Source organism: Promicromonospora kroppenstedtii (assembly GCF_044389675.1).
In the GTDB taxonomy this organism is placed as follows: domain Bacteria; phylum Actinomycetota; class Actinomycetes; order Actinomycetales; family Cellulomonadaceae; genus Promicromonospora; species Promicromonospora kroppenstedtii.
In genome coordinates, this window is sequence record NZ_JBIRYI010000018.1 from 13,669 (window position 1) to 28,492 (window position 14,824).

The 14,824-nt window shown below is 71.4% G+C and carries 16 protein-coding genes; 5 read left to right on the forward strand and 11 right to left on the reverse strand.

Annotated elements, in window-relative coordinates; all coding sequences use genetic code 11:
- Nucleotides 1-89 precede the first annotated feature (89 nt).
- The 3 genes from ACH47X_RS23420 to ACH47X_RS23430 form a co-directional block, all read right to left on the reverse strand.
- Nucleotides 90-1,172 carry a BMP family protein gene (locus ACH47X_RS23420; protein ID WP_397407398.1) on the reverse strand — a complete coding sequence of 361 codons (1,083 nt, stop codon included), beginning with the start codon at nt 1,170-1,172 and terminating at the stop codon, nt 90-92.
- Between the two features lie 154 nt (nt 1,173-1,326).
- On the reverse strand, nt 1,327-2,556 hold the full coding sequence (locus ACH47X_RS23425; protein ID WP_142033277.1) for an amidohydrolase: 1,230 nt from the start codon (nt 2,554-2,556) through the stop codon (nt 1,327-1,329).
- A gap of 162 nt (nt 2,557-2,718) precedes the next feature.
- Nucleotides 2,719-3,852: a mannose-1-phosphate guanylyltransferase gene (locus tag ACH47X_RS23430; RefSeq protein ID WP_397407400.1), complete on the reverse strand. Its 1,134-nt coding sequence runs from the start codon at nt 3,850-3,852 to the stop codon at nt 2,719-2,721.
- Between the two features lie 270 nt (nt 3,853-4,122).
- Between ACH47X_RS23430 and sdhC the strand changes: the two genes are divergently transcribed.
- From sdhC to ACH47X_RS23450, 4 genes are all read left to right on the forward strand, one after another.
- The gene (gene sdhC / locus ACH47X_RS23435) at nt 4,123-4,506 is read left to right on the forward strand and encodes a succinate dehydrogenase, cytochrome b556 subunit (protein ID WP_084467637.1); all 384 of its coding nucleotides are present in this window, start codon (nt 4,123-4,125) and stop codon (nt 4,504-4,506) included.
- A complete protein-coding gene (locus tag ACH47X_RS23440) occupies nt 4,506-4,970 on the forward strand; it encodes a succinate dehydrogenase hydrophobic membrane anchor subunit (protein WP_397407402.1) in 465 nt (154 codons plus the stop codon). Before sdhC ends, ACH47X_RS23440 begins: the two co-directional genes overlap by 1 nt.
- A gap of 74 nt (nt 4,971-5,044) precedes the next feature.
- On the forward strand, nt 5,045-6,877 hold the full coding sequence (gene sdhA / locus ACH47X_RS23445; protein ID WP_020013396.1) for a succinate dehydrogenase flavoprotein subunit: 1,833 nt from the start codon (nt 5,045-5,047) through the stop codon (nt 6,875-6,877).
- A complete protein-coding gene (locus tag ACH47X_RS23450) occupies nt 6,877-7,635 on the forward strand; it encodes a succinate dehydrogenase iron-sulfur subunit (RefSeq protein ID WP_020013395.1) in 759 nt (252 codons plus the stop codon). Before sdhA ends, ACH47X_RS23450 begins: the two co-directional genes overlap by 1 nt.
- A 40-nt stretch (nt 7,636-7,675) precedes the next feature.
- Here ACH47X_RS23450 and ACH47X_RS23455 read toward each other — a convergent pair whose 3' ends face one another.
- The 7 genes from ACH47X_RS23455 to sigE form a co-directional block, all read right to left on the reverse strand.
- The gene (locus ACH47X_RS23455) at nt 7,676-8,587 is read right to left on the reverse strand and encodes a YihY/virulence factor BrkB family protein (RefSeq protein WP_397407405.1); all 912 of its coding nucleotides are present in this window, start codon (nt 8,585-8,587) and stop codon (nt 7,676-7,678) included.
- Nucleotides 8,588-8,687: 100 nt separating this feature from the next.
- Nucleotides 8,688-9,230 carry a 2'-5' RNA ligase family protein gene (locus tag ACH47X_RS23460; protein WP_142033274.1) on the reverse strand — a complete coding sequence of 181 codons (543 nt, stop codon included), beginning with the start codon at nt 9,228-9,230 and terminating at the stop codon, nt 8,688-8,690.
- Nucleotides 9,227-10,300 carry a tryptophan--tRNA ligase gene (gene trpS / locus ACH47X_RS23465; protein WP_051433461.1) on the reverse strand — a complete coding sequence of 358 codons (1,074 nt, stop codon included), beginning with the start codon at nt 10,298-10,300 and terminating at the stop codon, nt 9,227-9,229. Before trpS ends, ACH47X_RS23460 begins: the two co-directional genes overlap by 4 nt.
- A gap of 40 nt (nt 10,301-10,340) precedes the next feature.
- On the reverse strand, nt 10,341-10,727 hold the full coding sequence (locus tag ACH47X_RS23470) for a twin-arginine translocase TatA/TatE family subunit (protein ID WP_397407408.1): 387 nt from the start codon (nt 10,725-10,727) through the stop codon (nt 10,341-10,343).
- Nucleotides 10,728-10,783: 56 nt separating this feature from the next.
- Complete coding sequence (locus ACH47X_RS23475; RefSeq protein ID WP_397407410.1) at nt 10,784-12,253, reverse strand: S1C family serine protease; 1,470 nt, start codon at nt 12,251-12,253, stop codon at nt 10,784-10,786.
- Nucleotides 12,250-13,188 carry a zf-HC2 domain-containing protein gene (locus tag ACH47X_RS23480; protein WP_142033270.1) on the reverse strand — a complete coding sequence of 313 codons (939 nt, stop codon included), beginning with the start codon at nt 13,186-13,188 and terminating at the stop codon, nt 12,250-12,252. Before ACH47X_RS23480 ends, ACH47X_RS23475 begins: the two co-directional genes overlap by 4 nt.
- On the reverse strand, nt 13,185-13,790 hold the full coding sequence (gene sigE, locus ACH47X_RS23485) for an RNA polymerase sigma factor SigE (protein ID WP_084800716.1): 606 nt from the start codon (nt 13,788-13,790) through the stop codon (nt 13,185-13,187). The genes ACH47X_RS23480 and sigE overlap by 4 nt, the downstream gene beginning before the upstream one ends.
- A 175-nt stretch (nt 13,791-13,965) precedes the next feature.
- Between sigE and ACH47X_RS23490 the strand changes: the two genes are divergently transcribed.
- Complete coding sequence (locus ACH47X_RS23490; RefSeq protein WP_020013387.1) at nt 13,966-14,538, forward strand: O-methyltransferase; 573 nt, start codon at nt 13,966-13,968, stop codon at nt 14,536-14,538.
- 60 nt (nt 14,539-14,598) lie between these two features.
- Here the strand turns inward: ACH47X_RS23490 and ACH47X_RS23495 are convergent, their stop codons facing one another.
- The gene (locus ACH47X_RS23495; protein WP_084467633.1) at nt 14,599-14,766 is read right to left on the reverse strand and encodes a DUF3117 domain-containing protein; all 168 of its coding nucleotides are present in this window, start codon (nt 14,764-14,766) and stop codon (nt 14,599-14,601) included.
- Between the last annotated feature and the right edge of the window lie 58 nt (nt 14,767-14,824).

The following is a 14,824-nucleotide window of genomic DNA, read 5'->3' on the forward strand; positions in this document are numbered from 1 at the left end:
GCACGGCGCGTGCCGTGCCCCCCGGGACCATCTTGCGTCAAGTCCTGGCCGTCGACCGGTCAGCCGTGGGCCGACCGGTCGAGCCGACGTCACTTGGCGAGGTAGGACTCCACCGTGACGTCGCCCGCGATGACCGACTCCTTGAGGGCCTGGACCTCTTCCCACAGGGCCGGGTCCACCTTGTCCTCGAAGTTGTGCAGCGGGGCGAGGTCAACGCCCCCGTTCTCGAGGGTACCCACGTACGGGGTCGGGTCGAACTCGCCGTTGCCCGAGGCGACGACGGCCTCCTGCGTGGAGACGTCCATCCCCTTGAGGATGGAGGTGAGGACCAGGTCCTGGGTGGTCGGGTCCGACTCGTAGAAGTCGGCGTCCACACCGATCAGGGCCACGTCCTCGCCGGAGTCGGCGATGGCGTCCATGGCGGACTGGTAGATCGGGCCACCGACGGGCAGGATCACGTCGACGCCCTGGTCCAGGACGTTCTGCGCGGTCTGCTTGGCGGCCGGGTCGGCGGCGAAGCCGCCCGTGAACGAGCCCTTCTTGCCGTCCCAGCCGACGAGCTCGACGTTCTCGCCCTTGGTCTCGTTGTAGTAGTCGACGCCCTGCTTGAAGCCGTCCATGAAGATCGTCACGGTCGGGAAGTCCATACCACCGAAGGTGCCGACCTTGCCGGCCTCCGAGTAGCCGGCGGCGAGGTAGCCGGCGAGGAACGCGGCCTGGGCCGTGTCGTACAGCAGCGGCTTGATGTTCTCCGCGTCGGCCTTGCCGTCGAAGTCGGCGTCCGCCGCGTCGTCGACCAGGATGTAGTCGATGTCGGGGTTGGCCGTGGCCGACTCGACGGTCGTCGCGGACAGCGCGAACCCGACGGTCACGATGGCGTTGCAGCCCTCGGCCACGAGGGACTCGACGTTGCCCTTGTAGTCGCTCTCGGACGTCGACTGGACGTCGACGAGCTCGGTGCCGAGCTCCTCGGCCGCAGCCGTGGCGCCCTCGAAGCTGAGCTGGTTGAAGCTCTTGTCGTCGAACCCGCCGGCGTCCGACACGATGCAGGGCTTGAAGTCACTGGCGGCGTTGCTCTCGCCACCAGTGGACTCCTCCGGGGCAGCGCCGCACGCCGAGAGCGCGAGCGCCGTTGCTCCCGCAATGGCGGTGAGCCAGACAGCCTTCTTCACTGGTGCTCCTTCGATGATCCAGAGGGCGATGTCCCAGACGGATCCGGGGCCCTATACCGCACCGAGGGTAGCCAGCGCATCTGGCATTTCGCGTTTCGAGACGGTAACCGGAGTAAGTCGTTACCGAAGCGTCATCGACAGCAACAGTTCTCGATCAGCGGGCCGCGAACTGGGCGAGTGTCCTGACGCCCACGCCGATCGCCCGCTCGTCCACGACCAGGTCGCCCTGGTGCAGGTCATAGGTGCGGCCGCCGGGCGTGCGCACGCCGAGCCGCGCCATGGTGCCCGGAACCTTGCGCAGGTACCACGCGAAGTCCTCGCCACCCATGGACTGCTCGGTGAGCTGCACGGCGTCGGGGCCGACCGCGTCGCGGATCGCTGCCTCCAGGTCCCCGGTCGCCTCGGTCTCGTTCTCGACGGGCGGCACGCCGTGCGTCACGGTCACCGAGATGTCCACCTGGTACGGAGCGACGACCTGCTCGACCGCCTCGCGCACCAGCTCGCCGGCCTTCTCCCACGCGCGCACGTCGAGGCAGCGCAGCGTGCCCTTGAGGATGCCGCTGGACGGGATGGCGTTCGGGGTGGAACCGGCCTGCACCGCGCCCCAGGTGAGGTTCACGCCCGAGCGGGGGTCCAGGCGGCGCCCCAGGACGGCGGGCGTCTGCGTGATGACCTGGCCGAGCGCGAACACGACGTCGCCGGTGAGGTGCGGGCGCGAGGTGTGCCCGCCGGGCGACGAGATGGTCACCATGACCGAGTCGCTCGCGGAGGTGATGGGGCCGATGCGGGTGCCCACGTGGCCGACGTCGAACTTCGGGTCGCAGTGCAGCGCGGCCATGCGGTCCACGCCGTCGAGCTCGGACGTCTTGTTGATGATGTCCTCCGCGCCGCCCGGGAAGACCTCCTCGGCGGGCTGGAAGAAGAGCCGGACGCCGCGGCGCAGCCGCCCCTCCTCCTGCAGTCGCGCCAGCACCAGTCCGGCGCCGAGCACCACGGTGGTGTGCACGTCGTGGCCGCAGGCGTGCGCGACGCCGGGGCGGGTCGAGGAGAACTCCACCCCGCTCGTCTCGTGCAGCGGCAGGGCGTCGAGGTCGGCGCGCAGGCCCACGCGGCCCTCGCCGTCGGGCCCGTGGTCGGGGCCGATGTCGCAGACCAGGCCGGTCCCCGTCGGCAGCGGCCGCGGGTCCAGCCCGGCGGCGCGCAGGCGGTCGACCAGCAGCGCGGTGGTGCGGATCTCCTGGCGGGAGAGCTCCGGGTGCCGGTGCACGTCCCGGCGGAACGCGACCAGCTCGGCGTCGAACCCGTCCGCGAGCTCGCTCACGCGGGCCGCCAGCGCCGCGACGACATCCGTCGCGTTCCCCCCGGGCACGTCCCCGACCGGCATCTGATCGTGCGAAACGATCTGATCGAAATCGGCGAGACTGACGGGCTGCTGGGTCGGGTTCACGCCTCTCACGGTAGCGCTGTCCGCCTCGCGAGACACGACAGCGCGGCATCCGTCCCACGATACGGACAACTCTGAGACATCGGGGAAAGATCTCGGGTATCAGAGGAGATCTTCCCTGCCCCGTTCGCGTACCGCGGCCACCACCTCCTTGACCTGCTGCGCGCGGGCGCGCGTCGTCACGAGGAGCGCGTCGGGAGTGTCCACGACGACGACGTCGTCCAGCCCCAGCACCGTCACGAGCCGGCCGGACGCCGGCACCACCACGGAGCCGGCGCTCTCGATACGCAGCACGTCGCCCGGGTCGCCGAGCACCTTGGCGCCGCGGTCGTCGTCGGACGGCAGGAGCACGGCGAGCGAGTTGTAGTCGCCGACGTCGTCCCACCCGAAGGTGCCGGGTACGACGGCGACGCCGCCGGCCTCGGCGACCGGCTCGGCCACCGCGTGGTCGATCGCGATCTTCTCCAGGCCCGGCCAGACCTCCGCGAGCACCGCGGCACGGCGCGGGGTGTCCCACGCGTCGGCCACGGTGCGCAGGCCGTCGTGCAGCGCGGGCCGCTGCTCGGCGAGGTGCCCGAGCAGCACGGACGTCCGCGAGACGAACATGCCCGCATTCCAGCGGTACTCGCCCGAGGCGAGGTAGGCGCGCGCGGTCGCGGCCTCCGGCTTCTCCGTGAACCCGCGCACGTGCAGCGTGTGCGGCGCGTCGTCGACCCCGAGCGGCTCGCCCGACCGCACGTACCCGAAGGCGGTCGACGGGCGCGAGGCGGCGATGCCCACGGTCGTCACGTAGCCGGCGCGCGCGGCGGCCACGGCCTCGCGGACCGCGGCCTCGAACGCCCGCGTCCCGTGGATCACGTGGTCCGCCGCGAACGACCCGACCACCACGTCGCCGTGCCGCTTCTCCAGGACGGCGGCCGCCAGCCCGATCGCCGCCATGGACTCGCGCGGCGACGGCTCGGCGAGCACGGCGTCGTCGGACAGGCCCGGGAGCTGGGCGCGGCAGGCGGCCACGTGCTGCTCGCCGGTGACCAGGACGACACCGTCCGGACCCGCGAGCGGGCGCAGCCGGCGCTCGGTGGCCTGGAGCAGGGACTGGCCGGATCCGACGAGGTCGTGCAGGAACTTGGGCTCCCCGCCCCGCGAGAGCGGCCACAGCCGCGTGCCGGACCCGCCGGCTGGTACCACTGCGAAGAAGTCGTCGATCGGGGACGATAGGGCGGCGGCCGAAGTCATGTCCCGCAGGATGTCAGCCGGACCGTGTTCCCGCAGCCAAAACTCGCCATAATCCGGGCGAACCCTGGCTGAACTCAGGGGCCGGTCCGGGCGGCAACGCACGAGCAACCTGACGGGTGCCCGAAGCCACGACATCTCCCCTGTGGGATCAGTCACAAATGCCGTGTCTTGATGCCCACGAGGGCTGCCGGGCGGCGATCGAGGCGACCAGTTGTCATTACAGTGGGGACCAGCCACCCCCCAGCCGGACAGCCATAGGAGGCTACCGAAGTGCCCACCGCACCAGCAGGCACGTTGTACCGCGGCCGTGAAGGCATGTGGTCGTGGGTCGCGCACCGCGTGACCGGCGTGCTGATCTTCTTCTTCTTGCTCGTGCACGTGCTCGACACAGCCCTGGTGCGCGTGTCCCCCGAGGCGTACAACGCAGCGATCGGCACGTACCAGACCCCGATCATGGGGCTCGGCGAGGCCGGGCTCGTGGCAGCGATCGTCTTCCACGCCTTCAACGGCATCCGCATCCTGCTGGTGGACTTCTGGGCCAAGGGCCCGAAGTACCAGAAGGTGATGCTGTGGGTCGTCGTCGGTCTGTTCGTCGTGACGATGGCGGGCTTCCTGCCGCGGCACCTCATCAACGTCTTCACCGGGGGTCACTGATGGCACACGGAACCGCCGCGGTGGCGAAGGTCGACTCCCCGCGCTCGCCGTACGCACGCCGCAAGACGACGCGCGGCAACTACGAGCTGTACTCCTGGGTCTTCATGCGGGCCTCGGGCGTGGTGCTCCTGGTCCTCATCTTCGGCCACCTCTTCGTGAACCTGATGATCGGCGAGGGCGTGCACGCCATCGACTTCGCCTTCGTGGGCGGCAAGTGGTCCAACCCGATGTGGCAGGTCTGGGACCTGCTGATGCTGTGGCTCGCCATGATCCACGGCACCAACGGGGTGCGCACCATCATCAACGACTACGCCACCAAGGACCTCACCCGCGGCATCCTGAAGGGCCTGCTCTTCCTGGCGTTCACCGTCGTGGTCGTGCTGGGCACCCTGGTCATCTTCACGTTCGACGCGTGCCCGCCGGACGCTCCCGCGGAGCTGCTCGCCTCCTTCTGCACGGCCTGAGCAGCACGCGCCGCAGCACCGGCACCACCCCCAGCCCCACACTCCGAACCTCATAGCAGGAGGCATCGAGCCCGATGCAGACCCATCAGTACGACGTCGTGATCGTCGGCGCCGGCGGCGCAGGTATGCGAGCCGCCCTGGAGTCGTCGAAGGAGGCCCGCACCGCGGTGATCTCCAAGCTGTACCCCACCCGCTCCCACACCGGTGCCGCCCAGGGCGGCATGGCCGCGGCCCTCGCCAACGTCGAGGACGACAACTGGGAATGGCACACCTTCGACACCGTCAAGGGCGGCGACTACCTCGTCGACCAGGACGCGGCCGAGATCCTCGCGAAGGAAGCCATCGAGTCGGTCCTCGACCTGGAGCGGATGGGCCTCCCGTTCAACCGCACCCCCGAGGGCAAGATCGACCAGCGCCGGTTCGGCGGGCACACCCGGGACCACGGCCAGTCCGCCGTGCGCCGCGCGTGCTACGCCGCCGACCGCACCGGTCACATGATCCTCCAGACGCTCTACCAGAACTGCGTGAAGCAGGACGTCGAGTTCTTCAACGAGTTCTACGTGCTGGACCTCATCACCGACCACGACCTCACCACCGAGGAGATCGCGGACGGCGAGGAGGTCAACGCCACCGGCGTCGTCGCCTACGACCTGGCCACCGGCGAGATCCACGTGTTCCAGGCCAAGGCGATCATCTTCGCCACCGGCGGCGCGGGGAAGATCTTCAAGACCACCTCGAACGCCCACACCCTCACGGGTGACGGCATGGCGCTGGCGTACCGCCGCGGCCTGCCGCTGGAGGACATGGAGTTCTTCCAGTTCCACCCGACAGGCCTGGCCGGCCTGGGCATCCTCCTGTCGGAGGCGGCCCGCGGTGAGGGCGGCATCCTGCGCAACTCCGAGGGCGAGCGCTTCATGGAGCGCTACGCCCCCACCATCAAGGACCTCGCGCCGCGTGACATCGTGGCCCGGTCGATGGCGAACGAGGTCCGCGAGGGCCGGGGCGCCGGTCCGAACAAGGACTACGTGCTGCTCGACCTGACGCACCTGGAGCCGGCGCACATCGACGCCAAGCTCCCGGACATCACCGAGTTCGCGCGCACCTACCTCGGCATCGAGCCCTACACCGAGCCGGTCCCCGTGTACCCCACCGCGCACTACGCCATGGGCGGCGTGCCGACCAACATCAAGGGCGAGGTGCTCCGCGACGGCGTCAACGTCGTTAAGGGCCTCTACGCCGCCGGTGAGGTCGCCTGCGTGTCGGTGCACGGCTCCAACCGCCTGGGTACCAACTCGCTGCTGGACATCAACGTGTTCGGCAAGCGGTCCGGCCGCGCCGCCGCGGAGTACGCCAAGACGGCGTCGTTCCACGAGCTGCCCGAGGACCCGACCGTCCGCGTGGTCGAGCAGCTCGACGAGATGCGCAACCGGCCCGACGGCGAGCGCATCGCGGACATCCGCAAGGCGCTGCAGGACACCATGGACCTCAACGCCCAGGTGTTCCGCACGGGCGACTCGCTGAACGCGGCCCTGGCCGACATCCGCGAGCTGCAGAAGCGCTACCGCAACGCGTCCGTCCAGGACAAGGGGAAGCTCTTCAACACGGACCTCCTGGAGGCCATCGAGCTGGGCTTCCTGCTCGACATCGCCGAGGTCACCGTGGTCGCCGCGATCAACCGCAAGGAGTCGCGCGGCGGTCACTACCGCGAGGACTTCCCCAACCGCGACGACGCCAACTACATGCTGCACACCATGGCCTACCGGCGCCCCACCGCGGCGTCCGACCAGGCCGAGGGTCACGTGGAGGGCTACTTCGACCACGTCGAGGAGTTCGACGGCTACAAGGTCGTCCTGGGCTCCAAGCCCGTTGTCCAGACCCGGTACGAGCCGATGGAGCGTAAGTACTGATGACTGCCACACTCGAAGCCGCCGCACCGTCCCCCGCGGGCGAGATCCCGTCGTTCACGGTCACGCTGCGGATCCGGCGGTTCAACCCCGAGGTGTCCGAGGAGGCCACCTGGGAGGACTTCACCGTCGAGGCGCACGGCACCGACCGCATCCTCGACGCCCTGCACAAGATCAAGTGGGACGAGGACGGCTCGCTCACGTTCCGTCGGTCCTGCGCGCACGGCGTGTGCGGCTCGGACGCGATGCGGATCAACGGCCGCAACCGCCTGGCCTGCAAGACGCTCCTGAAGGACGTCAACCCCGACAAGCCGATCACGGTCGAGCCCATCAAGGGCCTGCCCGTCGTGAAGGACCTCGTGGTCGACATGGAGCCGTTCTTCGCCTCCTACCGCGAGATCATGCCGTTCCTCATCACGTCGGGGAACGAGCCCTCCAAGGAGCGCTACCAGTCCCCCGAGGACCGCGCGAAGTTCGACGACACCACCAAGTGCATCCTGTGCGCCGCGTGCACGTCGTCCTGCCCGGTGTTCTGGACGGACGGCCAGTACTTCGGCCCGGCCGCGATCGTGAACGCACACCGCTTCATCTTCGACAGCCGGGACGAGGGTGGCTCGCAGCGCCTCGAGATCCTCAACGACAAGGAGGGCGTGTGGCGCTGCCGCACGACCTTCAACTGCACCGAGGCCTGCCCCCGCGGCATCGAGGTCACGAAGGCCATCCAGGAGGTCAAGCGCGCCATGATCACGCGCGCGTTCTGATCCTCTCGGGAAGGACGGGGCGGCATGGGACCTGCGGGTCCTATGCCGCCCCGTCCTCGTTCTCAGGGTCCTGCGCGGCTTGCGGGGCCGGCGGGTCGGCCATCCAGGCGCAGGCCATGAGCAGCACCCGGGCCAGCAGGTTGACCAGCACCAGGATGGTCACCACCACCGCGAACGACGCCAGCAGGGCGTTACGGGTGGCGGCGTTCGAGATCACCTCGGTACCGAGGTAGCGCAGCCCGCCGGCGACGACGCCCACCGCGAGCGAGCCGTACATGAGCTCCCGCCAGTCGGTCCGCACACCGCCCACGTACCGCACGACGGCGGCCACGACGACCGCGTCCAGCGCCAGGGTCACCAGGGCGCCGCCCGCGCGCACCGCGAAGGACACCGCGCCGCCGTCCAGCCCGAGACTCTCCAGGGTCCAGGGCACGGCCGCCGAGACCGCCACGCTGGCGGCCGCGGTGACCAGCACGCCGACGCCGAGCAGCACGAAGCCCAGGAGCTGCCGCAGGCGGTCGGTGACGGGGTTGCCGTGGCCGTTCGTCTCCCCGAACATGGCCCGCACCGACGTGCGCAGGGCGCCCATGAAGTTCGTGGCGGACCACAGCAGCACCAGCGTCGCGACGGCCGAGGTCCAGCTCAGGCCGGTGGAGATCACGAGGTCGGCCGGCGACAGCACACCGCCGTGGCCGGTGTCGACCAGTCCCGGCAGCCACGTGTCGATCTGGTCCAGCACCGCGACGCGCAGGTCGGCGTCGCCGCCGAGCACCCGCACGAACACGGTGTAGCCGATCGCGAGGGCCGCGAACAGCGAGAACAGCGCGGCGTAGGCCATGCCGCCGCTGAGCACGGCGCCGTTCGCCGTGTTGAACCTGGACAGTGCCCGGCCGGGCCGGGTCGCCTCCCAGCGCGCCCAGAGCGCCTGTCCCCGCTCGATCAACCGCTTCACCCGGGAAGAGTAGACGGCGACCGGCGGGCCGGTCCCGTGCGGCGCGCGGGTGGGCCGTGCGGGGCCGTGGGGTGCGGGCAGGCCGGGTGGCGCGTCCGGGTCAGACCCGGCCGAGCTGGAAGGCCGCCTGAGGCCGCCAGATCCCGTCGTCTCCGTGCTCGTACTGGTAGAACCGGTCGACGTCGAACTCCGCGAAGTAGTCCGACATGGCCTCGAAGGCCTTGTCGAGGTCGGCGTCCGGGACCTCGTGCGCGATGGTGACGTGCGGGTGGTAGTTGAACCGCAGGTCGCCGTCGAGGATCCCGGAGCGCACGCTCGCCTCGAGCTGCTCGCACTCCGCGATCCCCTGCGCCAGGGCCACGAACACCACGGGCGAGACCGGGCGGAACGTGGCCGTGCCCCGCAGCCGCACCGTGAAGGGCGACGCGGCGGCGGCCACGGTCGCCAGGTGCTCACGTGCCTCGGCGAGCTGCCCGAGGTCGATCAGCGTCGGCCCCAGCAGCGTGATGTGCGGGGGGATGAAGTTCGCGAGCGGGTCGTCGGCAGCCACCCGCGCCGCGCTGAGCTGCGCGGCGTAGGGCTCCGGGATCTCGATCGCGATCCCGATGCGGACCTGGCCGGGTCCGCGCTCGGGCAGGTTCACCGTTCGCCTCGCGCGGGCAGGAGCCCGAACCGTTCGTACAGCCGGTCCAGGACGGGTCGGGCGATGGCGCGGGCCCGGTCGGCGCCGTCGGCCAGCACGCGGTCGAGCTCGGCCGGGTCGGCCAGGTAGGTGTTGGCGCGTGCCTGGAACGGCTCGAGGAAGGCGACGACGGCGTCCGCCAGGTCCACCTTGAGGTAGCCGTAGCCGCGGCCGTCGTACTCCTTGGCGATCTCGTCGATGTCGCGGCCGGTCACGGCCGAGAAGATCGTCAGCAGGTTCGAGATGCCCGGCTTCTCGGCCGGGTCGAACCGCACGCCGTAGGACTCGTCGGCGTCGGTCACGGCCGACTTGATGGCCTTGACCGCCTTCTTGGGGTCCTCCAGCAGCCAGACGACGCCCTTGCCGCCCGTGCTGGACTTGCTCATCTTGGCGCTCGGGTCCTGCAGGTCCTGGATCTTGGCGACCGCCTTGACGATGTGCGCGTCCGGCACGACGGCGGTGCCCTCGCCGAAGCGGGTGTTCAGGCGCGCCGCGAGGTCCCGGGTGAGCTCCAGGTGCTGGCGCTGGTCCTCGCCCACGGGGACCAGGCCGGCGTCGTACAGCAGGATGTCGGCCGCCATGAGCACGGGGTACGTGAAGAGCCCGACCGTGGTGCCCTCGCTGCCCTGCTTGGCGGACTTGTCCTTGAACTGCGTCATCCGGCCGGCCTCGCCGAAGCCCGTCTGGCAGCTCAGCAGCCACGCCAGCTCGGCGTGCGCCGCCACGTGCGACTGCACGAAGAGGATGGACCGCTCGGGGTCGATGCCGCCCGCCAGGTACTGCGCGGCCGTGCGCCGGGTGCGCTCGCGCAGCAGCGCCGGGTCCGGGTTGACCGTCAGCGCGTGCAGGTCCACGACGCAGTAGAGCGCGTCGTAGGAGTCCTGCAGCGCGATCCACTGGGACAACGCACCGATGTAGTTGCCCAGGTGGAGGGAACCGTCTGTGGGCTGCATCCCGGAGAAGATGCGCTTCCGGGTGGGGACGTCGGCCACAGCAGCTGGTTCCGGCGCGGTCGAGGTGAAGGACGACATGGCCCACATTCTGGCAGGTCCGTCCACGCTCACCGAATCCTCAGGTCGCTTCGTCGTCGTACGGTGCCTTCCCGGGTTCCGCGGCCGGGCCGGCCGACGTCGCTGACATGCCGTTCCGTGCCGCCGCGCCGTCCGCGGCCTGGGCGGCGGCGGACCGGGTGTACGCCGACGGGCTGTCGTCCATCAGGGCGTCCCGCACGATCTTGCGCGGGTCGTACTGGCGCGGGTCGAGCTTGGACCAGTCCACGTCGCTGAACTCCGGCCCGAGCTCGTCGTCGACCCGCGCCTTCGCGTTCTGGAGCAGGTCGCGGCCGCGGCGCACCATCGCGCCGAGCTGTTCCGCATAGGTGGGCAGCCGCTCAGGGCCGATGACGAGCATCGCGATCACGACGATGATCACGAACTCCCAGCCGTTGATACCGAACACGGGTCAGAGCCTACTCGCGTCGCGGGACAGCCCGGAGAACGCCGGATGAATCCCGTTCACTGGCCGCTCGACCGCTCTTCGAGCACCACGCGGACCTCCCGCTCGTTCTTGCCGGACCGCACCTGGAGCGTCACCGGGTCGCCCGGCGCCTTGGCGCGGATCGCGACGATCAGCTCGTCCGCGACCGACACGGGCCGGCCGTCCACGGAGAGGATCACGTCGCCCGGCTTGATGCCGGCCTGGTCGGCGGGGCCGTTCGGCGTCACCGCGGGCGTGCCCTGCTGCGCCTCCTGGGACACCTGCACCCCCTCGCCCTGGTAGGCGGGGTCGAGCAGGACGCCGATGATCGGGAACGTCGCCGAGCCCGTCTCGATGAGCTGCTCGGCCGTGTGCCGTGCCTGGTTGGACGGGATGGCGAAGCCGAGGCCGATGTTGCCGGTGGCCGTGGTGGTGCCGGGCCCCTGCGCGATGGCCGAGTTGATGCCGATCACCTCGCCCGCCGAGTTCACGAGCGGCCCGCCGGAGTTGCCGGGGTTGATCGCGGCGTCCGTCTGGATCGCGTCGATGAACGCCGCCTCCGCTGACTCGCCCGCCTTCACAGGGCGGTGCAGCGCGCTGACGATGCCCGTGGTGACGGTGGCCTCCAGGCCGAGCGGCGAGCCGACGGCGAGCACGGCGTCGCCCACGACGACGTCGTCGGAGTCGCCCAGCACGAGCGGCTCCAGGCCGGTCTCCTCGACGCGGATGACGGCCAGGTCGTAGTCCGGCGTGGCCCCCACGAGCTCGGCGGGCTGCTCGTGCCCGTCGGAGAACGTCACGGTCACGTCGGCCCCGGAGGCCGCCTCGGCGACCACGTGGTTGTTCGTGAGGATGTAGCCCTCGGACTTGAGGATCATGCCCGAGCCGGTGGCCACGCCCTGCGGGGCGCGCACCTCGATCGAGACCACGCTCGGCAGCGCGGCCGCGGCGATCGCGGCGACCGAGCCCTCGGGACGCTCCACCTGGGTGGTCCCCGCGGCGTGCTGCGGCAGCGCGGCGTCCGCCGGGCGCGCAGCGCTGCGGGAGTCCAGCAGCGCGTAGGCACCCACCCCGCCGGCCGCGCCGGCGAGCAGGCCGAGCAGCACGACGGCGGACACCGTGCCCGTGCCGAGCCGGCCGCGGCGCGACCGGGGCGGCTGGGCGGTGCCGTAGTGCGCGGTGCCCGGGTGCCCGGCCGGGGAGTCGTGTCCCGGGGCGTGCGAGCCGGACCCGTGGGGCCCGGGCTCGTGGGCACCGGCGGCCGACGGCGCCGGCAGCGTGGTCAGGTAGCCCGTCGTCGGGAGCTGCGCGGTGGGCCGGTCGGCGGGCTGCGCCGGAAGCTGCTGGGTCTGGTGCGACCGCGCCGACGTCGTCTCCGCCGGCCGCTCGGCCGGCGCTGCCTCGGGCGCGGGTTCAGGCGCGCTCCCCGGGGCCGGGACCGCCGGCTCGTTCGCGGGGGGCACTGCTGCGCGCGGCGTGGGAGGCGCGAACGGGTTCTCGTCGGTCATGGGCTTTCGATGGCTCCTGTCACGGTGTGCCACCCGCGGGCGATGCGGGGCAGGACCCCGGCATCGTAGCCATGCTCACCGAAGGACGCCACGAGCTCGGTGAGTACCTCCTCGGGCGCGTCGGCGACCACGTCGACCACCATGTCGTCGGACTGCCACGCCACGTGTGCGGGCTCCGTGGCGAGCACCTGCACGCCGCCCACCGTGGTGCCGCTCCGGGCGAGCTGGCCGGCCCGCTCGCGGACCACCGCGTGCCCGGAGGGACCGGTCAGGTCGATCTCCAGGGTCTGGCCCTCCTCGCCCACCAGCCGCATGGCCGAGACCGTGTAGCCGTCAGGCAGGTCGGCGGGTGCCACCCAGCCGTTGTCCGCGACCCAGTCGAGCGCGGCGGGCGTCACCTGGTCGGTGTCGACGTCGAGGCCGGCCAGCACGTCCTGACCCGCCGCAGCGGCGTCCGGCCCGGTGCGGCCGAGCATCGTCATGCTGGTCTGCGCCGAGAGCTGCGGGGAGACCACGGGCACGTCGCCGAGCGTGAACAGGGCCAGGCCGAGCACTCCGGCTCCGCCCACGCCGAGGGCCGTGATCCGGGCGGCCCGGCGGCGGCGCGCCGGACGGTCGATCCGGCCGTCGAAGCCGTCGAACGCCGAGGCCGACCAGACCGGGGCGGCCAGCGGGTCCGGGCCCAGGAACGGGCGGCGCAGCGGGTCCTCGTCGGTGGGCGGGATGCTCGCCTGGAGCGCCATCAGCCGGGCCGTGAGAGCCGGGTCGGGCATCACGTCGGCGGCGGACGAGAGCGCGCGGCGGGCCGCGCGGGCGGTGTCGAGCTCGCGGGCGCACAGCCGGCACATGGTCACGTGGGCCAGGGCGCGCTCCGTCTCGGCGGGCGAGAGCTGCCCGTCAGCCAGCGCGCTGACGAGGTCGCCCAGGTGGCTCATCGCGCGCCGCCGCGCGTCGGGGCCAGGTGCTCCAGCGCGTCGCGGAGCTGGGCACGGGCGCGGTGGATGCGGGAGCGGACGGTGCCGAGCTTGACGCCCAGGGTCACGGCGATCTCCTCGTAGCTCAGGCCCTCGATGTCGCACAGCACCACCGCGGCGCGGTACTCGGGGCGGAGGGCGTCGAGCGCCTTCTGCACGTCCTGGTCCAGGTTCGCGTGCTCGTAGCCACGCTCCGGGCGGCCGAAGTCACCGGTGTCGGCGACATGGCCGTCGTCGTCACCCATCGCCTCCATGCGGATGCGCTTCTTGCGGCGCGCCTGGTCCAGGAACAGGTTGGTCGTGATGCGGTGGAGCCAGCCCTCGAAGGTGCCCGGGGTGTAGCTCGACAGCGAGCGGAACACCCGGATGAACGTCTCCTGGGTCAGGTCCTCGGCGTCCTGCTTGTTACCGGTCAGCCGGTAGGCGAGCCGGTAGACGCGCGCGGAGTGCTCCCGCACGATCTCTTCCCATGTCGGCGGCTGCCAGGGCAGGTCGGCGGCGCCGGCCCCGGAGGGTACCGACGCGGGTGCGTCTGCTGCTGGTCGAGTGCTCACGGAAGTCATCGTCCTCTCAACGTACGTCAAAGCCCAGGCGTTCCCACGGGCTGTACCCTGACGCCGCACGTGATGTACACAACTGCCCGGTTCAGCGGAGGAAGCCATCAGCACAGCGGAGCCGTCAGGCCACGGGAAGGTCGCGGCCTGGGTCTACAGCGAGGCCTTCGTCCCCGAGGACGAGGTGCTGCTGCGCGCCCGCGAACGCGCCTCGGAGCTGGGCTGCCCGGCCGTCCTGCCGGGAGTGGGCGCGGTGCTGCGGGTGCTCGCCGCCGCCTCGAACGCGCACGCCGTCGTCGAGGTGGGCACCGGAGCCGGCGTGGCCGCGCTGTGGCTGCTGCGGGGCATGCCGGCCGACGGCCAGCTCACCACGATCGACCGCGAGGTCGAGCACCAGCGGGCCGCGCGGACGGCGTTCGCCGAGGACGGTGTGGCCCCGCAGCGCACCCGGATCATTCCCGGCCGGCCCGCGGACGTGCTGCCCCGGCTGGCCGACGGCGCCTACGACCTGGTGCTGGTGGCCAGCGACCCGCTGGCCTACCCCGAGTACGTCGACGAGGCCCTGCGCCTGCTGCGCCCGGGCGGTGTGCTCGCCGTCGACGGCGCGCTGCTGCGGGACCGCGTGGCGGACCCCGCGCGCCGCGACGAGCTCACCACCGTGGTCCGCGAGGTGGGCCGGACGCTGCGCAATGACGAGCGGGTGCTCCCCGCCATGCTGCCGAGCGGGGACGGTCTGCTGCTGGCCGTCCGCCGCTGACCCTCGAGGAGCCTGGTTCCCGCGGCGGACGACCGTCGAAAGAGTTCCGGCCCTGTCTGCTCAGCCGACGACGGTCTGGAGTGCGTCCCCGAGCTCGCTCGCCTCGGTCGCGTTGAGCTCGACGACGAGCCGACCGCCGCCCTCGAGCGGCACACGCATGACGATGCCGCGCCCCTCCTTGGTGACCTCGAGCGGTCCGTCACCCGTTCGCGGCTTCATCGCAGCCATGTGTGGCTCTCCCATTCCGTTGTCCGGTGTGTAGCAGCATTCATGTGTCCGGCGAACG